At 44.8% G+C, this 23,428-nt stretch carries 19 protein-coding genes and 1 pseudogene; 10 read left to right on the top strand and 10 right to left on the bottom strand.

Going from position 1 to position 23,428, the window contains the following annotated elements; all coding sequences use genetic code 11:
* From VOR_RS16915 to yjjX, 3 genes are all read left to right on the top strand, one after another.
* Positions 1-324, top strand: a 324-nt coding sequence (locus VOR_RS16915) for an extracellular solute-binding protein (RefSeq protein WP_010319166.1), incomplete at its 5' end; no start/stop codon positions are given.
* Complete coding sequence (locus VOR_RS0107870; RefSeq protein ID WP_010319165.1) at positions 308-2,662, top strand: putative bifunctional diguanylate cyclase/phosphodiesterase; 2,355 nt, start codon at positions 308-310, stop codon at positions 2,660-2,662. The genes VOR_RS16915 and VOR_RS0107870, both read left to right, overlap by 17 nt.
* Positions 2,634-3,161 carry an inosine/xanthosine triphosphatase gene (gene yjjX, locus VOR_RS0107865; RefSeq protein ID WP_010319164.1) on the top strand — a complete coding sequence of 176 codons (528 nt, stop codon included), beginning with the start codon at positions 2,634-2,636 and terminating at the stop codon, positions 3,159-3,161. The genes VOR_RS0107870 and yjjX overlap by 29 nt, the downstream gene beginning before the upstream one ends.
* Positions 3,162-3,185: 24 nt before the next feature.
* On the opposite strand, the gene trpR is transcribed toward yjjX, so the two are convergent.
* Positions 3,186-3,485 carry a trp operon repressor gene (gene trpR / locus VOR_RS0107860; RefSeq protein WP_010319163.1) on the bottom strand — a complete coding sequence of 100 codons (300 nt, stop codon included), beginning with the start codon at positions 3,483-3,485 and terminating at the stop codon, positions 3,186-3,188.
* A gap of 58 nt (positions 3,486-3,543) precedes the next feature.
* Positions 3,544-5,493: a transglycosylase SLT domain-containing protein gene (locus VOR_RS0107855; RefSeq protein WP_010319162.1), complete on the bottom strand. Its 1,950-nt coding sequence runs from the start codon at positions 5,491-5,493 to the stop codon at positions 3,544-3,546.
* A gap of 261 nt (positions 5,494-5,754) precedes the next feature.
* On the opposite strand from VOR_RS0107855, the gene ettA reads away from it, so the two are divergent.
* Together ettA and VOR_RS0107845 are read left to right on the top strand one after the other, a co-directional pair.
* Positions 5,755-7,422, top strand: a complete 1,668-nt coding sequence (gene ettA / locus VOR_RS0107850) for an energy-dependent translational throttle protein EttA (RefSeq protein WP_010319161.1) — start codon at positions 5,755-5,757, stop codon at positions 7,420-7,422.
* Positions 7,423-7,612: 190 nt separating this feature from the next.
* Positions 7,613-7,990 carry a PilZ domain-containing protein gene (locus tag VOR_RS0107845; RefSeq protein WP_010319160.1) on the top strand — a complete coding sequence of 126 codons (378 nt, stop codon included), beginning with the start codon at positions 7,613-7,615 and terminating at the stop codon, positions 7,988-7,990.
* Positions 7,991-8,035: 45 nt separating this feature from the next.
* Here the strand turns inward: VOR_RS0107845 and tyrA are convergent, their stop codons facing one another.
* A complete protein-coding gene (tyrA, locus tag VOR_RS0107840; protein WP_010319159.1) occupies positions 8,036-9,163 on the bottom strand; it encodes a bifunctional chorismate mutase/prephenate dehydrogenase in 1,128 nt (375 codons plus the stop codon).
* Positions 9,164-9,174: 11 nt separating this feature from the next.
* Entirely contained in the window at positions 9,175-10,254 is a 1,080-nt protein-coding gene (locus tag VOR_RS0107835; protein ID WP_010319158.1) for a 3-deoxy-7-phosphoheptulonate synthase, read from the bottom strand.
* A 375-nt stretch (positions 10,255-10,629) separates the two neighbouring features.
* Here VOR_RS0107835 and VOR_RS0107830 point away from each other — a divergent pair, with 375 nt between their 5' ends.
* Complete coding sequence (locus VOR_RS0107830) at positions 10,630-12,309, top strand: sensor histidine kinase (protein WP_010319157.1); 1,680 nt, start codon at positions 10,630-10,632, stop codon at positions 12,307-12,309.
* Positions 12,310-12,318: 9 nt separating this feature from the next.
* Positions 12,319-13,036, top strand: a pseudogene (btsR, locus tag VOR_RS17775) (two-component system response regulator BtsR).
* 54 nt (positions 13,037-13,090) lie between these two features.
* On the opposite strand, the gene nagZ reads toward btsR, so the two are convergent.
* Positions 13,091-14,077, bottom strand: a complete 987-nt coding sequence (nagZ, locus tag VOR_RS0107820; RefSeq protein WP_010319154.1) for a beta-N-acetylhexosaminidase — start codon at positions 14,075-14,077, stop codon at positions 13,091-13,093.
* Positions 14,078-14,175: 98 nt separating this feature from the next.
* Between nagZ and VOR_RS0107815 the strand changes: the two genes are divergently transcribed.
* Both VOR_RS0107815 and murQ read left to right on the top strand, forming a co-directional pair.
* Positions 14,176-15,288 carry an anhydro-N-acetylmuramic acid kinase gene (locus VOR_RS0107815; RefSeq protein WP_010319153.1) on the top strand — a complete coding sequence of 371 codons (1,113 nt, stop codon included), beginning with the start codon at positions 14,176-14,178 and terminating at the stop codon, positions 15,286-15,288.
* A 15-nt stretch (positions 15,289-15,303) separates the two neighbouring features.
* Complete coding sequence (gene murQ / locus VOR_RS0107810) at positions 15,304-16,221, top strand: N-acetylmuramic acid 6-phosphate etherase (protein ID WP_010319152.1); 918 nt, start codon at positions 15,304-15,306, stop codon at positions 16,219-16,221.
* 30 nt (positions 16,222-16,251) lie between these two features.
* Here murQ and VOR_RS0107805 read toward each other — a convergent pair whose 3' ends face one another.
* Positions 16,252-16,593 (bottom strand): DUF2799 domain-containing protein, encoded by a 342-nt coding sequence (locus VOR_RS0107805; RefSeq protein ID WP_010319151.1) that lies wholly within the window; start codon positions 16,591-16,593, stop codon positions 16,252-16,254.
* Between the two features lie 243 nt (positions 16,594-16,836).
* Here VOR_RS0107805 and VOR_RS0107800 point away from each other — a divergent pair, with 243 nt between their 5' ends.
* On the top strand, positions 16,837-18,321 hold the full coding sequence (locus VOR_RS0107800) for a carbon starvation CstA family protein (protein WP_010319150.1): 1,485 nt from the start codon (positions 16,837-16,839) through the stop codon (positions 18,319-18,321).
* Between the two features lie 95 nt (positions 18,322-18,416).
* Here the strand turns inward: VOR_RS0107800 and ispH are convergent, their stop codons facing one another.
* The 4 genes from ispH to ileS form a co-directional block, all read right to left on the bottom strand.
* Positions 18,417-19,379 carry a 4-hydroxy-3-methylbut-2-enyl diphosphate reductase gene (ispH, locus tag VOR_RS0107795; RefSeq protein ID WP_029626990.1) on the bottom strand — a complete coding sequence of 321 codons (963 nt, stop codon included), beginning with the start codon at positions 19,377-19,379 and terminating at the stop codon, positions 18,417-18,419.
* Between the two features lie 26 nt (positions 19,380-19,405).
* Positions 19,406-19,837, bottom strand: coding sequence for an FKBP-type peptidyl-prolyl cis-trans isomerase (gene fkpB / locus VOR_RS0107790; RefSeq protein ID WP_010319148.1), 432 nt, complete (start codon positions 19,835-19,837; stop codon positions 19,406-19,408).
* A 169-nt stretch (positions 19,838-20,006) separates the two neighbouring features.
* Positions 20,007-20,516 carry a signal peptidase II gene (lspA, locus tag VOR_RS0107785; protein WP_010319147.1) on the bottom strand — a complete coding sequence of 170 codons (510 nt, stop codon included), beginning with the start codon at positions 20,514-20,516 and terminating at the stop codon, positions 20,007-20,009.
* Positions 20,517-20,533: 17 nt separating this feature from the next.
* Positions 20,534-23,392: an isoleucine--tRNA ligase gene (gene ileS / locus VOR_RS0107780; RefSeq protein WP_010319146.1), complete on the bottom strand. Its 2,859-nt coding sequence runs from the start codon at positions 23,390-23,392 to the stop codon at positions 20,534-20,536.
* Positions 23,393-23,428 lie beyond the last annotated feature (36 nt).

The following is a 23,428-nucleotide window of genomic DNA, read 5'->3' as shown; positions in this document are numbered from 1 at the left end:
ACCCCACAAGGCCAACCCTATATTTGGGTTGATTGTTTAGCCATCAACAGTAATTCAAAAAATAAAGAGCAAGCAAAAGCATTTATAAATCACTTATTGAGTCCAGAAGTTGCTGCAATCAATGCAAAAGATATTAAAGCTGCGACACCGAACTTAAGTGCCCTAAATTTAATGCCAGATAGTTACCTAAATGATGCATCATTATTTCCAGATCCTGCTTTGTTAGAACAAAGCATTATTGATAGCGAATTGCTCCCAGAAGACCTTAGTTTGAGAGCAAAAATCATTAACAGTATTTTGGAACAACATGAAGCTCAACAATAGAATTCTGTTGCTGGTAACACCGGTTATTCTTCTCAGTGCAGTGGCATCAAGTTACATTATCTACTCAAATCAGAAAGATGCTTTACTAAAAAGAGAGGAAAGCTATCTTCAACTGAGTATGGAAAAACTCGCAGGGCACTTTCGTCAAACTCAATACCTTGTGAATAGCTACGCTTACACTCTAACGAAAAGCGATATCATTCGTCATTACATCACACATGAGCGCAATCCTTATCGGGAATTAGAGTTGGTTGATAACTTCCAACAGACCTTAGATATCCTTCAAGCTCAAGAGAATCGTTTTATTGCATTGTCGATTTTAGATGGCAGTAAAAATGTGCTTTATTACGCTGAAAATAGTGGTGATCCTTTTGCAAAAATTGACACTAAAATACTTAGTCATATTCAAGATACTTTTTATAACACGCAAAAGACCTCTTATATTGACTATACGACAAATTCGAGTGGTGAAGACGTTTTCGTTCGCTATGATGTCTTAGATACACAGACACTCACCACTCCGCTGAGTTATAACCGCGATAAAATTTTCTTTGTGGTTGTTTTTGTCGCCTTAGAGCCCTTTAATCGACTGAAAACAAAAATAGAATTTGATAACCAAAGCTCCATATTTTTTACTGATAGGCCCGATATTAAAAAAGTAGGCTTGACGCAAACGGTTGAATTAAAATCTGATCTGTATGCCACGCTTGATCCTGCACAGTATCTAATTAACGACAAACTTTATGCAATTAAAAAACGATTGGCATTATCATTTGGAATATCGACATTAGTCACTGTATTGCTACTCTTGTATTTACTGTATCGATATGTCATTAAACCCATATCTCAATTAGATCAACAGCTAAAAGAGGTCGAAAATAAGCAACGTGACAATATCGAAACACTCAATAGCAACGATGAAATTGGTCGATTATCCTCTCGTTTTTACGATATGTATCAGGAGCTTGATACCACATATAAGAAAACGAAAGCGCTTGCTGAATACGATCATCTGACCAAACTGGCTAATCGTCACCACTTTCAGCAATCAGTAGAAAGAGTGCTATCCAAAGCAAAGCACACAGATAACATCTGGGTTCTATATATTGATTTAGATAATTTCAAATACGTTAATGACAAATACGGCCATCAGGTCGGTGATGCATTATTAGCCAACTTTGCACAGCATATTGGCTCATTGCGCCACTTTTTCTTTGAAAAGTATCAAGTAAAAAGCCTAGCAGCGCGACTATCAGGGGATGAGTTTTCAATTTTTATTTCTACACCTGATAGTAATTTTATACAAGCGGCAAGCGAATTTGCCACTCAGCTATTGATCCCATTACAAAACCAGCATAATTCACCGCTCGGAAATTTTCCGATCACAGCAAGTATTGGTATCGCTACCTACCCAACCGATGGCTATGCCTTAGAAAAATTATTATCTAATGCTGATACGGCCATGTATCAAGCAAAAAATGCTGGGAAGAACCAAATAGCTTACTACTCGCCAGAGCTCAATAAGGGTGTTCTGCGCAGAGCCAATATTGAGCAAGCATTACGCCGAGGTGATTTTGATCAGGAATTTAGCTTGGTCTATCAACCTTATTTAAATCGTGCAGGTAATACAGTCTCAGGATTTGAAGTTTTACTTCGTTGGGAATCCAAGCTGCTCGGTACGATTTCACCAAAAGAATTTATTCCGATAGCCGAACAAACCGGGTTATTTGGCAACATTGATCGCTGGGTCGTCCGTTCAGCTTTCGAGGATTTCCACGCACTGCAAGCGATATTTGAACACCCTGTTCAGTTATCAATTAACCTTTCATCAGCAGAATTAAACTCTTTGCAATTGGCTCATTATATTCATAAACACGCACAGGAGAATGCGGTTCCTCCTCATTTGATTGATTTTGAAATTACAGAAACTTTTTCAACCAATTCAAAAGGTTTTCCGCTACTTCACGAACTATCGCACCTGGGCTACGGCTTAGCAATTGATGATTTTGGTTCTGGTTACACCTCTATTACTCAATTGGTTCAGTATCCCGTACAAAAAATTAAGTTTGATCGTCTTTTTTTAGATACACTCATCACCACGAATAATCACAAAGTCATTAAACCTTTGATCGAACTTTGTCATTCTCAATCAATGCAAGTCACCGCCGAAGGTATTGAAAGTAAAGAGATGCATCATTGGCTTGCTGATTACCAATGTGATTTTATGCAAGGCTACTATTTCGCCAAACCGATGCCATTAAATGCGTTGGTTTCATGGCATCAACAACAAAAAGAGTTAAACGCTGTTTATGAAAAACGTGATCATTGCCTCTCTTAACCCGGCCAAAATCAATGCCGTCAAAAGTGCATTTGAAAATACCTTTCCACAGGGTATTTTCTCATTTAAAGGCGTGAGTGTGCCCAGTGGTGTCGCGGCTCAACCGATGACAGATGAAGAAACTCACCTAGGTGCACTTAATCGCGTACGAAATGCGAAAGAGCAAGATCCTACGGCAGATTACTACGTTGGATTAGAAGCTGGCATTGAGAATACCGTGACTTTTGCATGGATGGTGATTGCATCTACCACTCATAGAGGAGAATCTCGCTCAGCCAGCTTAATGCTACCACCTCAAGTATTGAAGCTGTTAAGCCATGAAAATGAGCTAGGCGATGTAATGGATAAACTGTTTGACTGCCAAAATATCAAACAGAAAGGTGGGGCAATAAGCGTGCTTACTCATAACCAGCTCACTCGCAGCTCGGTCTACCATCAAGCGTTGATTCTCGCACTAATCCCTTTTATCAACCCAGAGCATTTTCCTGCTAATTTGTAAAAAGCTGGCAAACTCAAGGGGTCACTAAGACACCTTGAGTAGCAAAGCAGCTAATTGCGACTTTTCTTGTTCTGATTTACTTTTGAGCTCATTTGAGCCGCGCGTAATGGTCGCAATTCCCACTCCGAGCAATTGGCTAATCTGCCGCTGTGATAACTCCCCTTTAAGTAGCTCACATAAGATGTTCGCACGCGCCACGAGCGCATCTCGCTCATCTGGGGTCATCATCATGGTGAGTAGCATGGTGTGCTGCTCTTGCTCTGTGGCAGATTTAACCAATTCCATTAACTGCTGCCAATCAGTGTACTCAGGTTGGTGTGGCATGAATGTACTCGCTAAGTGATACGTTCCGCTATTGTAGAACTTTCACTTTGTATTGGAATTAATATTTTGTATTGAGCTCATCTTGGTTGAGAAATTCACCTTCAATGCCCATCAAATCTCGGTAGTAAGTCTCAAACATCAAAATATTTTGCACATACCCACGTGTTTCTCGAAAAGGGATCGCTTCAATAAAAGCGTAGGCATCTAACTTGCCTTGTGTCTTCTCTCGCCACTGATTGACACGATTTGGCCCCGCATTATAAGCAGCCAATGCCAAAATACGGTTGTCTCCGTATTGTTTTAATAAGCCATTTAAGTAATGGCTGCCTATTTCGATATTTTTGCCCACCTCATATAACTCTTGCTCATCGTTATAGGCCAACTGATATTTTTTAGCTGTGTACTTAGCCGTACTCGGCATAACTTGCATGATGCCACGAGCACCTACGGGTGATTGAGCCTCGACATCCATTCCGCTTTCTTGGCGAGCAAGTGACATCAACATAATCGGATCAATACCATGTTTTTCGCCATAAAAATTAAACCACCATTGATGGGCTAACGGAAAACGCAATTGTATATTGTCCCACATCTGAGCCGCGATCGAGGCCGTTACGGTCAAACTATACCAGTGCTGAGAATCCGCGTAGGCCGCTAGCATCTCTTTTTCTTTTGTACCGACGCGCTCTAGTAGCCATTTCCATTCACTTTTTGCAGCCGCGATTTTATCTCGTTCAATCAGCTCTTGGATTCGTAATAACGTTTTTTTATGCGCTGTCAGTAGCTTGGGGTTTAAAGTAATTGATGAACTCGGATAATTAACAGACTGTTTCACCATATTGGCGGCCGCTACACTGTAAAAATTACGTTGTCCTACCATCGCACTTAAACGTTGTAATCCTTTGGCGTCATCCCCCAACGCAATATCCGCCCGCCCAAGCCAATACTGCCAGCGTAAGCTGGCTTTTTCATCGGCGGGGAGCTGTTCTGTCCAGAATTTCACTTCATCCCAATGACCTGCGGTCAGTGCCTTGCGGATCCTCAGCTCAAGTAAGAGACTGTTTGAGCTTTGTGCTATCACATTATCTCGCCAGTTTGCGAGTGCTTGCTCCTCGGTATCAAGTAATATTCTGGCTATATATTCTGCAATAGGACGCTGATAAGCATCCGCCAGTATTTTCTGATCGAAAAGAGTTTGATACACGCTTTGTGCAAACTTCGCATCTTGGCGTGCTAGTTTTTCTAGAGCAAATTGAATTGACTGCTGATTAAAATCACCATTGGAGTGTTGCTGAGCAAAAGCCAGTACATTGTCTGGCGAGTTATAGAGCGCAATCATCGCTTGCGCCATTACTTGCGATTTTGGCTTGGTTAACTTTTTCTGTAAGAATTTCATTAACGTCAAATTACGCCCCTCAAACGCCAGTAACATTCGCTTGAGTAGCAAATCATCACTTAACCCACCATGTTCACTCAATGCAGTAAAAAGTGGATCGCAAGCATCGGAAATGCTACTGCCACTGAGCCATAGTTTTTGCGCGCCTTTGAACGCAATATCTCTATGGCCTGTTTGGTAGTGCGCGTTGTAATAGTGGCAACGATAAGACTCATCATTCGGCTCCTTTTTTTGAAAATCAAGCAAGGTGGCCCATTTCCCTTTCGCCGCCAACGCATCTAAATACGGTGCTCGAATGCGGTTTGAAAAAGGGAAATCTTGATGTGTATCGATAAAAACCTGAACCGCTAATGGCGGTTTATTACCAATATCGACCAGCAGAGATCGATAATCCAGATAAGGCGTCAATGGATAGTTTTTGATCTTATTTCTAATTTTTTTAGCTTCATCAACTTTATCTTCATCAAGCCACCTCTGCGCTTGATCGTACAGCTCTCGTTGACTATCCAAATCCTCTATTGCGCCTGAAAACGCGGTGCCGCACACCAAGGAGCTCAAGGCTAATATTGATGATAACAATCGCTGCGGTCTTATAAAATGCATGAGCGTCATGTGTGCTCTCGTCCTATCCAAAGCAAGGTGATTTCCGTTTCATTACGCTGATTCTAGATAAAAAAGTAAAGGCCATAGATGTAAATAATATTAAATTCATAAAAGTGCGACATATGAACTTAGTAACTTAATGTTTCGTTACTTTTTTATCGATGAAAAACACCATCTAAGCTCTAAAAATTAGGTACCTAGTAACAAATGCGATCGCTTTGGTATAAAATGACCACTTTCTTCTGTTACTAAGATTAGGAACAATCGGCAATGGCTGAATACGTATATACCATGTCGCGGGTGAGTAAAATTGTCCCGCCTAAGCGTCAAATTCTCAAAGACATCTCTCTGAGCTTTTTCCCTGGAGCTAAAATCGGTGTTTTAGGTCTCAATGGTTCAGGTAAATCCACCCTGTTACGTATCATGGCTGGCATCGATACTGATATTGATGGAGAAGCACGCCCGCAAGCAGGATTGAAAGTCGGCTACTTGCCTCAAGAACCAGTACTCGATGAATCAAAAACCGTGCGTGAAGTGGTGGAAGAGGCCGTTTCTGATGTGGCTGGCGCACTAACTCGCCTCGATGCTGTTTATGCGGCATATGCAGAACCCGACGCCGATTTTGATGCGTTAGCCAAAGAGCAAGGTGAGCTCGAGGCTCTGATTCAAGCCAAAGATGGCCATAATTTAGAGAACGCTTTAGAACGTGCGGCCAATGCACTTCGTCTACCAGAATGGGATGCTAAAATCGCCGTTTTGTCTGGTGGTGAGCGCCGCCGTGTGGCGATCTGCCGTTTGCTACTTGAAAAGCCAGACATGCTGCTGCTTGACGAACCAACCAACCACTTAGACGCGGAATCTGTTGCTTGGCTAGAGCACTTCCTTGTCGACTATTCAGGCACAGTCGTCGCCATCACCCACGACCGTTACTTCCTTGATAATGCTGCGGGTTGGATTTTAGAACTTGACCGCGGCGAAGGCATTCCTTGGCAAGGTAACTACACCTCGTGGCTCGAACAGAAAGATGAACGCTTAAAGCAAGAATCATCTCAAGAGAGTGCTCGCCAAAAAACGATTGAAAAAGAGCTGGAATGGGTTCGTAAAAACCCGAAAGGCCGCCAAGCAAAATCCAAAGCACGTATGGCACGCTTTGAAGAACTTAATAATACTGAACATCAAAAACGTAATGAAACCAACGAACTCTTCATCCCGCCTGGCGAACGTTTAGGCGACAAAGTATTGGAAGTTCGCAACTTAACCAAATCGTTTGGTGATCGTGTATTGATTGATAATTTGTCATTTAGCATGCCGAAAGGAGCGATTGTCGGTATCATCGGTGCTAACGGTGCGGGTAAATCAACGCTGTTTAAAATGCTAAGTGGCGTAGAGCAACCAGATTCTGGTGAAATTGAATTGGGTGCAACCGTGAAACTAGCTTCGGTTGATCAGTTCCGTGACAGCATGAACGACAAAAATACCGTCTTCCAAGAGATCTCTGAAGGGGCGGATATTATCAAGATCAACAATTTTGAAATTCCTGCGCGTGCTTACTGCTCTCGCTTTAACTTCAAAGGCGTCGATCAACAAAAAGTGCTCGGTCAGCTATCGGGCGGTGAGCGCAACCGTGTTCATTTAGCCAAATTGCTTAAAGCTGGCGGTAACGTCCTATTACTCGACGAACCAACCAACGATCTGGATGTTGAAACGCTACGCGCATTGGAAGAGGCGCTGCTGGAATTCCCGGGTTGCGCCATGGTTATCTCGCACGACCGTTGGTTCCTAGACCGTATCGCGACCCACATTCTGGACTACCGTGATGAAGGTGAAGTGAAATTCTATGAAGGCAACTACAGCGAATACACTGAGTGGTTAAAACAGACGTTGGGCGCTCAAGCAGCAGAACCACACCGCATTAAATACAAGCGTATGACCAAATAACTCTGTATTTGAAGTCTCTGGCCGCAATCTATTGCGGCCTTTTTGTTACTTGTACATCACCCATCACACAACAAAATGCTGGATCCGCGACACTGCCTTCAATTAGGTCTAAACTTAATGGGTATAATTTTTCAATGATCGATACAGAGCCGAAGCTGGCACAGGTCAACGCTCAACAAGAGAGAGTACCATGATTGAAAGACGTCGCTTTTCACGCATCATCTATCAGATGCCTGCCACCTTATTGCAAGGTAAACATACCGTCACCACGACGATTCAAGATTTATCGCTGCATGGGTTATTGCTCTCATGCCCTGACGCGGACAAATTGGTGCTCAATGAAATGGCACAAGTTCATTTCACACTTCCAGACAGCGATGTCACTATTAATCTGGTCGCCAAGCTGATCCACATTCAAAACAACATTATTCGTATCAGCATCGATCACATTGATATTGAAAGTATTGGTCATTTGAAACGTTTAGTTGAATTGAATATGGGAGATGAAAGCTTGCTCCATCGCGAGCTGGAATACTTGTCTGATTTAGGGGATGAACCGGAAGAATGAGCGGCGGCCATATTCACAACCACCGCACTCGCCGTTCAGACAGCCTTAAGCACGATGAATGGCATCGTTCGCTTGTTTTAACAAGTTTTGACTTTCAAGCATAAATTGTTGTGAATAACTGCCAAACCATTCGCTCACTTTGCTAAAGTTTTCCACAAAAGCTTGCTTCTCACGTCCATCAAGTAAGGTTAACGCTTCGCCAAAACAGGCATGAAAACGTTTTATCATCTCAACGTTCTCTTCCGATGAGAAAATGATATCGCCATACAAGTGAGGGTCTTGACCAAAAAGCCGTCCAACCATCGCCAGTTCTAAACGATAAATCGGTGAACTCAGCTGCAGTAATTGTTGGATATTCGGATTTTCTTTAGAAAGATGTAAACCGTATACAAACGAAGTGAAGTGACGCAGTGCTTGGATCAAGGTCATGCCGTGATCGTGTTCTGCGGCATCAATCTGGCACAAACTCGCTCCCCATATCGAAAACTGTTTTAGCAACCACTGATAACTCTCTTCTCCTCGCCCATCGCAATAGACGATCACTTGCTTGGCCATGCTAGGGACATCTGGGCCAAACATTGGGTGCAACCCAACCACTGGGCCAGAGTGTGTTTTAAGCATCGCCTGTAGCGGCTTAGATTTAATCGATGTGAGGTCGCACAAAATACAATCGGCAGGCAAATGAGCGAGTTTTTCAATCACACCGACCGTTAAATGAATAGGAACCGTCACCACAACCAAACCAGCATCATGCAGTATCTCATCGGCTTGGTGCCAATCTTTACTGCCTAATACTTTCACCTGATAGCCCGACAGTTTGAACATACGGCCAAATAAGCCGCCAAGTTGACCATGACCGCCAATAATCACCACAGAGCGCAGCTCTGGGTTTAAGCACTTAAAGCCAGAATCCTTTTCACTGGCATAAGATTCACGCATAGTACGGCGCAAAATATCTTCAATCAGTTGCGGGGGTACGCCTTTTCTTTCCGCTTCAGCGCGGCGAGAAGCCAGCATCGCCGCTTCTCGATCAGGAGCATAAATCGGTAGACCATGTCGGCTCTTGACTTCCCCCACCTTTTCAACCAAAGCTAATCGGCGTGCAAGCAGCTCGACCATTTGTTTATCGACAGCATCAATTTGATCACGTAATTCGTTAAGTTCAACAGCCATGGCACTTCCCTTTATTCACCTTTTTTTAGGCGATTTTCTAAGAACGGAACGAGCTCTTGATGAGCATGTCGTAATAGTGCCTCAGTTGATGACCAATTAATACAGGCATCCGTAATCGATACACCGTATTCCATTTCGTTGCGAGGAAGGTCAGAAGATTGATTACCTTCATTGAGGTGACTTTCAATCATCAAACCAATAATAGACTGATTTCCTTCACGAATTTGATGAATCACATCTTCAGCGACTAACGGCTGACGACGGTAATCTTTACGTGAATTAGCATGGCTGCAATCCACCATTAACGAGGCATCCAATTTATGTTTTGCCATCTCTTGCTCACACTCGGTGACCGACACTGAATCGTAGTTGGTTTGCTTACCGCCACGTAAAATGACATGCCCATTTGGGTTGCCTTGTGTGGTAAGCAAGGCCACTTGCCCTTCACTATTAATGCCCATAAAGCGGTGGCTGGATGATGCCGCCTGCATCGCATTAATTGCCGTTGCTAAATTGCCATCGGTACCATTCTTAAACCCAATAGGCATCGACAAACCACTGGCCATTTCTCGGTGTGTTTGAGATTCCGTGGTGCGCGCACCAATCGCCGCCCAACTGAATGTATCGGCTAAATATTGAGGGCTGATCGGATCAAGCGCTTCGGTCGCCAGAGGGATCTCCATCTCCGCTAGCTCAACTAACAATTGACGACCAACGTGTAAACCATGTTCGATATCAAAACTGCCATCAAGATGAGGATCGTTAATCAGCCCTTTCCAGCCAACCGTTGTACGCGGCTTTTCAAAGTAAACACGCATGACAATGTACAGTTGATCGCTCAACTGCTCTGAGAGTGATTTCAGGCGCTTTGCATACTCTTTTGCCGCATCAATATCATGAATAGAGCAAGGGCCGCACACCACCAGTAAACGGTGATCTTTTTTATGGATAATATTGGCAATTGTCTGACGAGAGTGTTGGATGAACTGGCGAGCTTGATGACTGAGCGGCAGCTTAGCTTTTAATTGTTCCGGAGTGATCAGCACTTGCTCATCACTGATATTAATGTTACTTAGTTCACTTTTTTGCATCTCATCACCTGTAATTATTTTCTTACACGAAATTTTATCGCATACCTAAACACCAATAAAAGACAAATTAACAGGCTTTAAAAACATTTCAAGTGTAAATTTAAAAAAACATCATGTGTAAAAATAAAATTACACACATATTTATCTTATCTTAAAACGAAAAATATAAGCTGACGCGTATTTTATTCTCTCTATCTCACCTAAAATAGTGAGGATGAATCGTAAATCATACCCAAAAAGATTGGCGTTACAGTCGGGCCATCCGTACATAAATCCTAATGTATATAGAAAACTCTACGCTTAGGAAAATGAGCAAAGCCAATACCACTGTAGCTTCAAGTGAAAAGGGGATCACCAAACCAACGGGTTTTTGACATGGATTTAATTCTTTCCTTACTGCAACAGATGTGTGTTTACCTCGTTCTCGCTTATATGTTGAGTAAAACACCCATTTTCTTACCGCTGCTTAACATTTCCAGTCGAATTAGCCACAAAATCAGTACCTATGTTTTGTTTTCCCTCTTTTGCATCATGGGCACCTATTTTGGTTTGCAGATCAACGATGCGATTGCCAATACGCGGGCAATAGGTGCCGTCATGGGTGGGTTATTTGGTGGCCATATTGTGGGCTTTGCGGTTGGGTTTACTGGCGGTATGCATCGCTACACTTTAGGCGGTTTTACCGATGTGGCATGCGCCATTTCAACCACTGCAGAAGGTTTGATTGGTGGATTGCTGCACACCTATTTACTGAGAAAGGGCAAAGGACAACTCCTGTTTAGCCCCAGCATTGTCTTTGCCGTAACACTGTTTGCTGAAATAGTGCAAATGTTGGTGATTTTGTTAGTCGCTAAACCGTTTGTTGATGCATACGCCTTAGTCTCGACCATCGCCGCGCCCATGATCATCGCTAACTCAGTCGGTGCGGCGCTGTTCATGAGCATTTTACAAGACAGAAAAACCATTTTTGAAGAGTACTCCGCCACCTTTTCTCGTCGCGCACTGAATATTGCTGAGCGTTCAGTTGGCATTTTGGCCAACGGTTTTAATCCACACAATGCAGGCAAAGTGGCTCGAATTGTTTATGAAATGACCAACGTAGGCGCGGTATCCATTACCGATAGAGAAAAAATACTCGCGTTTATCGGTATCGGTGATGACCACCACAAACCCAATACACCCATCTCATCACAAAGTACATTGGATGCGATCACCAAAAACCGCATTATTTACCTCGACGGAAAAGATTCCCCTTATCAATGCTCACTTTCTAAAAGCTGCAAACTCGGTTCAGCGTTAATCATTCCACTTAGAGCAGGTGATCGCGTAATTGGAACCATAAAGCTGTACGAGCCGAAACGTAAGCTTTTTTCAACCATTAACATGTCAATGGCGGAAGGGATTGCACAATTACTGTCAAGCCAAATTCTGTACGGTGAATACCAACAAAAACAGATGCTACTTTCCCGTGCCGAGATAAAACTGCTGCATGCTCAAGTCAACCCTCACTTTCTGTTTAATGCGCTCAATACCATTAGTGCCATCACCCGCCGTGATCCCGACAAAGCGCGAGAACTTATCCAGCATCTTTCGCACTTCTTTCGTAGTAACCTCAAACAAAATATTGAGACAGTAACTCTTAAAGAAGAGTTAGCACATGTCAAAGCTTACTTAACCATAGAGCAAGCGCGTTTTGCCGATCGCCTTGAAGTGGATATCGCCATCGATGATGCATTACTGCTTGAACGCAACGTACCCAGTTTTACCCTACAACCACTGGTAGAAAATGCGATAAAACATGGCACCTCTAACTTGTTAGAAGGCGGGCGGGTACGAATCTACAGCCAAGTGCAAACGGAAGGATACAAAATTGTAGTGGAAGATAATGCGGGCAGTTACCAAGCTCCGAATGAAGATTACGATGGTTTAGGTATGCAGATTGTCAATAAACGCTTAACCAATAAATTTGGTGAACAAGCCGCACTAAAAACGGAAGTATTGGCTAATCAATACACACGGATGAGCTTTCTCATTCCTCATCAAGGATTTTACTAAGGGAATAACATGTTATCGGCACTGGTTATTGATGACGAATTACTTGCTCGGGAAGAACTGAGTGAGCTGCTAGAAGAGACGGGTGATGTTGATGTGGTTGGTCACGCCAGTAATGCGATCGAAAGGGTTAAAAAAAATCAATCAGCTAAAGCCAGACGTGGTGTTTCTCGACATCCAAATGCCACAAGTTACTGGTATTGAGTTGCTAGGGATGCTTGACCCAGATACGATGCCCAATGTGGTGTTTGTCACCGCTTATGATCAGTATGCGCTGCAAGCGTTTGAGGAAAATGCGTTTGATTACCTACTCAAGCCGGTTGACCCCGAGCGCTTAAAGAAAACACTGCAACGCTTAATTCGCCAAGGGCAAAAAAAGCAGGATTTTTCGATTTTATCGCCTGCAGGGTTAGATCAAGTTCCTTGCATTGGATTAAATCGGATTGTGATCATTGCCACCCAAGATATCGAGTTTGCTTTGAGCGACATCAGTGGTGTTCATGTGCAAACCAATTTACAACGAGCCACCAGCCAATTAACGCTCAAAATTTTGGAAGAAAGAACCGCACTGGTTCGCTGTCACCGCCAGTATCTAATCAACACTAAGGCCATTAAAGAGATCAAATTATTGGACAATGGGCTGGCGGAAATCATCACCCTTAGCAATCACAAAGTGCCCGTCAGCCGACGTTATCTGAAAAATTTAAAAGAAGTTCTAGGTTTTCACTAACCGCAACGAATAGGAAATAACGGCGCTGAAGCTCTGACGCGTAGCGCCATTTTTTTACTCACCAAGCAGTCGTTTCATCGCTTCTGAAGCTTGTTTCCACTGTTCAGTACTTTGCAGTTGAGACAGATTAAAAGCACGGCGTTTGAGAAGAGACTCGGCCGCTGGCACGTCCAAAATCGGCAAATTATCCAATACTTCAATTTGAGCTGCGCGTTGATTGCACACTAAAATCATGTCACATCCAGCGGCTAACGATTGATGCGCGCGCTCGGCAGGACCGCCCATGACAGATGCCCCTTCCATTGTTAAATCATCAGAAAAGACTAATCCTTTAAAGCCTAACTGCTGACGAAGTACTTGCTTCAACCAAAACCCAGAGCCGCTGGCCGGTTGATCATCATAGTGAGGATAAATCACATGCGCAGGCATCATGGCATCGAGCACTCCAGCTTCAATCTGCGCTTTGAATATCGCCATGTCTTCTTCCATCACAGTGCTGCGCTCATCATAGGGCGTCTCAAGATGCGAGTCAGCGATTACCCCGCCGTGACCGGGAAAGTGTTTACCTGTTGTTGCCATGCCAGCCTCTTTCATGCCTTGCATATAGGCTGAACTGTGGCGAATGATGCTCTGTACATCATCACCAAAAGCACGATTACCAATCGCTTTACACGCATGACCTTTATCCAGCACAGGAGCAAAACTGAGATCAATATCATGAGCAATCAACTCCGCCGCCATCAGCCAGCCGCCTTGGCGAGCTAATGCTTCACCATTATTCTGCTTGGCATACTGCTGCGCGGCGGGGATCAGCGAAAACCCATCACGAAAACGTTGTACTCGCCCACCTTCTTGATCAACACCAATTAAAATCGGACGTTTTGCTGCGTGGCGAATCGCTTTATTAAGCGCAAGCAACTGCGCGTTATCGTGATAATTACGCGCAAAAAGAATGACCCCGCCGACAGTCGGATGCTCAAGAATCTCGTTGTCTTCAACGCTCAATTCACAGCCTGCCACATCTAGCCACAACGGTCCCATGCTCACTCCAAAAATTTACTTAAACAGTTAATTTAACGAGGTTATTCGCTTTGAATTTCTATTACAATGATTTTGTTTTCGAGTTGAAGGAGAAGCGAATGAAGAGCATTGAACGCTACATTGGTGTGATGTCTGGCACCAGCATGGATGGTGTCGATACAGCGCTGGTCGAAATGGATGGCAACCAAATTCGTTTATTGGCTCACGCTGATTTCCCAATGCCAGAAGATCTCAAACAGCGTTTGCTGAATGTCTGTATTGGGCAATCAACCAATGTGCAAGAGATTGGCGAGTTAGACCACTTGCTCGGCCATCTGTTTGCAGATGCAGTCATTGCTTTACTGGCTCAATCAGGCTATCAAGCGTGCGATATTCGCGCGATTGGCTGCCATGGCCAAACGGTTTTTCATCAACCCAACGGCAATACGCCTTTTACGATGCAACTCGGTGATGCCAATATTATCAGCAGCAAAACTGGCATCGACACGGTGGCTGATTTTCGGCGCAAAGATATGGCGCTCGGCGGCCAAGGAGCTCCATTAGTCCCTGCATTTCACGACACCATTTTCAAATCAATCGATTCGAGAGTTGTAGTACTCAATATTGGCGGCATCGCTAATATTTCGGTACTGCGGCCGCAGCAAAAAGTATTAGGCTACGATACGGGCCCGGGCAATATGTTGATGGATGCGTGGTGCTTTGAACAGACAGGCCATAAGTTTGATGATAATGGCATGTGGGCGAGATCGGGAAAGGTGCATCAGCCACTACTCGAACGTCTCAATCAAGAGCCGTACCTTGCGTTGAATGCACCGAAAAGTACGGGCCGCGAGCTGTTTAATCTCCCTTGGCTTCAGCAGATACTGGCTGAGTTTTCGTTAGCAGCAGAAGATGTTCAACGTACACTCTGTGAATACACAGCACTCACCATCGCCACGCAAGTCGCACACTACCAATGTGGGCCAGCGCCGGAATTGCTGCTGTGTGGGGGCGGCGCCCGTAACCCGCTATTGGTTGAACGTCTGCAGGCCCATTTAGCACACTGGCGCATCATGCCCACCAGCGATAAAGGGGTGGATAGTGACTACATGGAAGCAATGGCTTTTGCTTGGCTTGCTCAACGTCGTCTGCATAATTTACCCAGCAATCTACCAGAAGTAACCGGAGCAAGCGCTCTCGCTTCGTTGGGTGTGGTCTATTTTACTCATTAATAAGTAAGGAATGGTATGACTAATGACGCGCTGCTCTCTGCGCTTTCTCACCTTATTTCCGAAGGTCGCAACCCTGACACAATGGATATTGACCTACTATCAGCACAAGAAATTGTAGAACGGCTCAATCAACAAGATAAACACGTTCCGCTGGCCGTCGAAAAAGTCCTTCCGGAGATCGCCTTAGCCGTGGATCGAATTACCTATGCCTTCAAACATGGTGGTCGATTAATCTATATCGGTGCAGGAACCAGTGGCCGATTAGGCGTTCTTGATGCGTCTGAGTGCCCTCCAACATTTGGGGTTAGCGATCAGATGGTGATTGGTTTGATTGCCGGCGGGAAAGAGGCCATGTTCAGTGCTCAAGAAGGGGCGGAAGATTGCGCAGAACTCGGCATTCAAGATCTCAAAAGTGTTCATTTTACGGATCAAGATGTGGTTGTTGGCATTGCCGCTAGTGGGCGCACACCTTATGTCATCGGTGCCTTGGAGTATGCTAATGATTTGGGAGCGACAACAATTGCCCTATCATGTAACCCGGATTCCCCGATTGCAGAATTGGCTCAAATAGCCATTAGCCCTGTCGTTGGGCCAGAAGCTCTGACCGGTTCAACGCGCTTAAAATCCGGTACAGCGCAGAAGCTGGTACTCAACATGCTCACCACCGCTAGCATGATCCGCCTTGGTAAGAGTTACCAAAATTTAATGGTCGATGTTAAGGCCACTAACAGAAAACTCATCGCCAGAGCGGTGCGAATTGTGATGCAAGCAACCGACTGTGAACGCGCTGAGGCTGAATACTTATTAGCCCAAAGCAACAACAATGTAAAAGTAGCTATATTGATGCACTTGACGGGGTTAAGTTATGCAGAAGCTATGGATAAATTGACTGAGTCTGATGGTTTTCTTCGCCGGGCAATGGAAAGCGAATAAGAGAGCCGCTAGCGGCTCTCAATCAAAAAGTCAGTTAGAAAACTCATTCCAACCCCGCTGCCATTCCATGCGAAAGCGCTGTGCTTGTTCGGTGCCTTCGCAGACACCTTCATAATATTGGCCTGACAACCCCATTTGATAAGCGAAATGGGGGTTACAATACTCGCTTAGCCCTTTAACGTATCCCGCTTCGTAATCGGCTTGTTGCACCGAACCCAGCTCAGAAAGCTTTTTATAGCTGCGCTCAGCGTGGCCGGTGACTCCATCTTGGTAACCAATTTGTTGCCAATCTCCGTTTTGCGCTAATTCAGCATCAGAGGCCGCACACCCAACCATCAATATAGCAGCGCACAGTACACTTAACTTTTTCATTGTTGTCCTTAAGTTCTTATTTTCATTCGATTAGCCTAGCAGATTGCTTGTAAGATGCCACTCATTGCCTCCCAGCAGCAAAGCATTATTGATCCAGATGATGAGACGAGCCCTAAACCACTTATTGTGTGAAATAGCCACTTAACTGGCTATAGTGCCGCTCACTGGAAAAGCAGATGTTTCTCGTCACAGAGCCCTTTATTATCCACAGTGAGCTTAATTCATTCATAAAGGACAATTGCTATGATGTGGTTTCTTACCTGTGTCGCAGCCCTACTGGCCGGATACTTTATCTACGGCGCTTTTGTAGAAAAAATATTTGGAATTAACGAGAACCGTAAAACACCCGCCCACACCATGAGTGATGGCGTGGACTATGTTCCCATGTCGACCAAAAAAGTCTACTTGGTACAATTACTTAATATTGCTGGTGTAGGCCCAATTTTCGGCCCAATCATGGGCGCACTCTATGGTCCTGCGGCGATGCTGTGGATTGTCGTCGGCTGTATTTTTGCTGGTGCCGTACATGACTATTTTTCAGGCATGTTGTCGGTACGCAATGGCGGCGCTTCAGTGCCCACCATTACTGGTCGTTACCTAGGCAATGGCGCCAAACATTTTATGAACATTTTTGCCATTGTACTGTTACTGCTTGTGGGGGTTGTTTTCGTTTCAGCGCCTGCGGGGATGATCACCAATCTGATTAACGAGCAAACAAGTCTAACGGTGAGCATGACCTCAATGGTGGTGATCATTTTCGCTTACTACATTCTTGCCACCATCGTTCCTGTCGATAAAATCATCGGCCGCTTCTACCCACTGTTCGGCGCATTGTTGATCTTTATGTCGGTTGGCTTAATGACCGCGATTGCGCTTTCCAGTGAACACACTGTGATGGGCGGTTTTGAAATGAGCGACATGTTCAGCAACATGAACCAGAACGACCTACCACTTTGGCCAGCGCTCTTTATCACGATTGCTTGCGGTGCTATCTCTGGTTTCCATGCAACTCAGTCGCCATTGATGGCTCGCTGTATGGAAAACGAAAAAAATGGCCGCTTCGTATTTTACGGTGCGATGATTGGTGAAGGCATTATCGCACTTATCTGGTGTGCGATTGCACTCTCTTTCTTTGGCTCATTGGAAGGATTATCAGAAGCAGTGAAAAACGGCGGCCCAGGTAACGTTGTGTACAGCGCATCCTTTGGCTTATTAGGTGTGTTTGGCGGCATCATTGCCTTCTTGGGTGTGGTTATCCTACCGATCACCTCAGGCGACACTGCATTTCGCTCTAGCCGTTTGATCTTGGCTGAATATTTCAATATGGAACAAAAAACGCTGCGTAATCGCTTGTTCATGGCACTGCCGCTGTTTGTTTTGGGTGCCATTCTCACTCAAGTGGATTTCGCTATTATTTGGCGCTACTTCGGTTTTGCCAACCAAACCACAGCAGTAATGATGCTTTGGACCGCTTCCGCCTATTTACTACGCCACAACAAACTGCATTGGATTGCGACTATACCCGCGATGTTTATGACCACGGTTTGCGCCACATTTATTCTTAATAACAGTGCATTAGGCTTCGGCTTACCGATGCAAGCATCAACCATTGCCGGTATTTTGTTCTCACTGTCCGTAACCATATATGTAATTAGAATCTCCAAAGGTAAAGGCGACATCGAACTTACCGATGAAGAAAAACCGAAAGCAGTCACAGAAACTGCATAGTGTGAATGACGCTTCGCTTGCGTTATAGAAAAGGGCTTCCATTTGGAAGCCCCTCTTCTTTTATTGGTACGTCTAATTCAACTACTTTTTATTGACTAGTCGATTTGCTTGATTTGCAGCTCTTTGGGCACTTCAAAAAACATGTTTTCTTCTCGCCCAAGCACTTCTTCAACCGATTGAGCACCAAGCTCTTTAATACGCTCTAGGATCTGATTTACTAATGCTTCGGGTGCCGATGCGCCGGCCGTGACGCCAACGGTTTTCTTACCATCAAACCACGTTGGATCAATATCTTCAGGGCAATCAATCAAGTAACCCGGCGTTCCGAGCTTTTCCGCCAATTCTTTTAAACGCGTAGAGTTTGATGAGTTTTTCGAGCCCACCACCACCACCAAATCAACATCCAATGCAAGTTGACGCACCGCATCTTGGCGGTTTTGTGTCGCGTAGCAGATATCATCTTTCCGTGGTCCCTGAATATCGGGAAACACTTCACGCAATTTATCAATCACATCGGCTGTTTCATCCACCGACAAGGTGGTTTGGCTAACATAATGTAAATTAGTCGGATCTTTAACGATAGCTTTTAGCGTTTCAACATCTTCCGGTTTTTCAACCAAGTACATGCCGCCTTTTTTACTGGCGTATTGGCCCATGGTTCCTTCCACTTCAGGATGACCTGCATGGCCAATCAGCACTACTTCCATACTGCGGCGACTGGCTCGAGCCACTTCCATATGCACTTTAGTCACCAAAGGGCAAGTGGCATCAAACACGGTTAATGCACGCGCTTTCGCTTCAAGTCTCACCGCTTGCGAAACGCCATGAGCAGAAAAGATCACAATATTGTCATCAGGTACTTCGTGTAAGTCCTCAACAAAAATGGCCCCGCGCTGCTTCAGCCCTTCCACCACAAAACGGTTATGCACCACTTCATGTCGTACATAAATCGGAGGCTGATACAGCTCAAGTGCGCGTTCAACAATGCTGATCGCACGATCAACACCGGCGCAAAAACCACGAGGGTTGGCTAACAATATTTTCATTTCATTGCTCATTGAATAGGGTTATCGCAAGTTGCCAATTATTCTACAGACAAAATTTCAACATCAAAAATGACATTTTGTCCTGCAAGTGGGTGGTTAAAATCAACCGTTACCGAATCGCCCGCAATAGCGGTGATAATGCCAGGAATTTCTAAGCCATCACGGCCACTAAAGGCCATAATTGTGCCGACGTCCACCTCAGTATTACCGACAAATTTGGCGCGATCCATATGATGGATGTTATCTGGGTTAGACAAACCAAACGCATCTTCGGCTTTTAACTCAATGGTTTTGGATTCTCCGGCACTCAGACCGATTAAGCACAACTCAAAATTGTCGCTTAGGCTGCCATCACCAATAACCAATTTCGCTGGTTTGCCCATATTATGAGTGCTATCCGCAATAGAGCCATCTTTTAATTTAATGGTGAAGTGTAGAGTTACCGCACTGTTTGCTTTTATTGTCGTCACGTGATTTCTCTTTATTTATTTTTAGTATGGAGACAAGGCATCCATAACGACATAAAAATGCCCGTTTTTAGTACGCCTATCGCCACCGTATTTTTAGAGATGAAGAGTAAACAAAAAGCGCCACCTGAATCAACAGACAGCGCTTAGGGTTATTCAACTATTTTAGCCATTATGAGTGCGCATCGTCTTTTTTACGAAAGCCATCAAGGATAATCATTGCTGCACCAAGGCAAATGGCACTGTCAGCCAAGTTAAACGCTGGCCAGTGATAATTGCCCCAGTAGAAATCAAGATAATCAACCACAAAACCGTGCACGATACGATCAAACACGTTGCCGATTGCGCCACCAATAATCATGGCATAAGCGATATTATGCCACTTCTCTTGCACAGGCAGCTTACTCATCCAGTAAGTGAGGAGCCCCGTCACCGCAAAGGCGATAGCGGTAAACAACCAGCGTTGCCAACCCGATTGATCGCCTAAAAAGCTAAATGCTGCACCATAGTTGTGCACATAAAGTAGGTTAAAAAATGGCAGCACTTCGATGCGATTTTCCCAACCATACCCCATGTTATCCATGACCATCAGCTTTATGCCGACATCAAGGGTAAATACCAGAAGCGCTAGCCATAGCCAGCGGACTCCTGATTGTTTCCAAGTAAGCGTCTGCTCTGTCATATTGAATCCCAATATTATTAAGCGAACTTACGAACTTCGCCTTCACCATCGACGTTTGACACACAACGGCCACAAATAGTTTCATGACCAGTGATAGTGCCTACGTCAGGAGTATGATGCCAACAGCGATCGCACTTCTCTGCTTCCGTTGCGTTCACCAACACAAACAAACCTGCAGTTTCCGTCGCTTGTGCCACATCGCTTTTCTCAGCCAGAGGCTTCACTATCGCTTTTGATGTCAGCAGTACAAAACGCAGTTCATCTTCAAGCTTGTTCAACTGAGCCACTAAAGCATCATCAGCAAACAGCACCACTTCAGCTTGTAATGAGCCACCAATGATTTTTTCACTACGAGCAGTTTCAAGCAACTTGTTCACCGAGCTACGAACTTTTTGCATCTCTGCCCAAAATTCATTGTTCAACTCTTCGCCTTCAGTTAAGCCAAACAGACCTTCTAACCACTCACCCGTGAAGACAAATTTTTCACGCGGCTCGCCGTTAGCTTGCATCGCTGGCATTTCGTTCCAAATTTCATCAGCCGTAAATGACATGATCGGTGCCATCCAACGAACCAAAGCCTCAACGATGTAATACAGCGCCGTTTGACAGCTACGCTGTGCATGTGCACCTTGTTTAGCCGTGTATTGGCGATCTTTAATCACATCAAGGTAGAACGAACCCATTTCAATTGAGCAGAAGTGCATCAAGCGTTGGATCACGCCATGCGTATTATACTCTTCATATGCTTTGACAATTTCTTGTTGCGCCGCAAAGGCACGACCTACGGCCCAACGATCCAGCGACACCATCTCGTCTGCTGCAACCATATCCGTTGCTGGATTAAACCCATTGAGGTTGGCTAAGAAGAAACGTGCTGTGTTACGGATACGGCGATAAGCATCCGCCGAACGTTTTAGAATTTCGTCAGAAACCGCCACTTCGCCAGTGTAATCAGTCGATGCAACCCATAGACGCAGGATGTCTGCACCCAGTTTATTGGTGACATCTTTTGGCGCAACCACGTTGCCGATTGATTTTGACATCTTGCGGCCATGACCATCGACCACAAAGCCATGCGTCAATACTTGTTTGTAAGGCGCAGCGCCTTTCATTGCTACCGATGAAATCAATGAAGATTGGAACCAACCACGATGCTGATCCGAACCTTCAAGGTACAGATCTGCACCGTGGCCATTGAACTCTTCGCGCTTATCAACAACGGCGTAGTGAGTCACACCAGAGTCGAACCATACATCCAGTGTATCGAGTACTTTTTCGTAATGCTTGGCGTCTTCTTCGCCCAAGATCTCAGCAGTGTCGACATCCCACCACGCTTGAATCCCTTTTTGTTCTACCAATTGCGCCACTGTTTCAATCAGCGCAGGGCTATTAGGATGAAGTTCTGCCGTCTCTTTATGCACAAATAGCGCAATCGGTACACCCCAAGTACGCTGACGAGAAATACACCATTCAGGACGACCTTCAATCATTGCTTCGATGCGGCTTTGACCCCATTCCGGCATCCATTGCACGCCCTTGATCGATTCTAGAGCTTGGGCGCGCAGACCGGCTTGCTCCATAGAGACAAACCATTGGGGTGTTGCACGGAAAATGATCGGGGTTTTATGACGCCAGCAATGAGGATAGCTATGCTCGTAGGCATGGTGGTGCAACAAAGCACCTTTTTCTTTCAGTACTTCAAGTACCGAGTCATTCGCTTTAAACACGTGTTGACCAGCAAATAGCTCAGTATCTGGTAGATAAACACCATTTGAACCGACAGGGTTAGCCACTTCAAGGCCATATTGTTTGCCAACCACGAAGTCTTCTTGACCATGGCCAGGTGCAGTATGAACAACACCAGTACCCGATTCAGTGGTTACGTGCTCACCTAAAATCGCAGGCACAGTAAATGCGTAAAATGGGTGATTAAAAGGCATGAGTTCAAGGTCTGCACCTTGGCAAAAACCAAGATTGTGGTAATGACTGATACCAGCACGATCCATGACACTTTTTGCAAGTTCTGAGGCAACGATAATGCGTTCAGCTGGGCGTTCACCATCGGCTTCAATTTGGATCAATACATATTCCAGATCATCACGTAAGCAGACTGCGCGGTTAGCTGGCAAGGTCCAAGGCGTGGTTGTCCAAATAACAATCGACACTTGACCGTGGCCGGCGTGATCAGCCGCGAGCGTGAACTTTTCAAGCAGCGCCGCTTCATCGGCCGCTTTGAATCGCACGTCAATTGAAGGAGACACTTTGTCTTTGTATTCCACTTCTGCTTCCGCTAATGCTGAACCACAGTCTGTACACCAATGAACCGGTTTGAAACCTTTCAACAAATGGCCTTTATCAGCAATTTTACCTAATGCGCGAATAATGTTGGCTTCAGTGGCAAAATCCATGGTGCGATAAGGTTTATCCCACTCACCCATAATGCCTAAACGCTTAAAGCTCTCTTTCTGGCCTTCCACTTGACCTGCTGCATATTCACGGCATTTTTCACGAAACTCAGCCGCGGTCACTTTCTGGCCCGGTTTGCCAACTTTTTTCTCTACCATCAATTCGATAGGTAGGCCGTGACAATCCCAGCCTGGGATGTAAGGCGCGTCAAAACCAGATAAGGTTTTCGATTTGATAATAATGTCTTTAAGAATCTTATTCAGTGCGTGACCAATATGAATATCACCATTGGCATAAGGAGGGCCATCGTGCAATACGAAAGATTTTTTGCCTTTTTTGGCTTTACGGATTTCGCCGTAAAGATCTTCTTGATACCAACGCTTTAACATTTCTGGCTCACGTTTAGCCAGATCGCCACGCATTGGAAACCCTGTTTCAGGTAGGTTCAGGGTATCTTTATAATCACTCATCGATTCTTAATTCCGTTATATTGGGCGACGTTAGAC

The sequence above is a fragment of the Vibrio ordalii ATCC 33509 genome (assembly GCA_000257205.1).
GTDB classification, from domain to species: Bacteria; Pseudomonadota; Gammaproteobacteria; order Enterobacterales; family Vibrionaceae; genus Vibrio; species Vibrio ordalii.
Note: the sequence above shows the minus strand (reverse complement) of the source record. Positions and strands in the feature narration are given on the sequence as shown.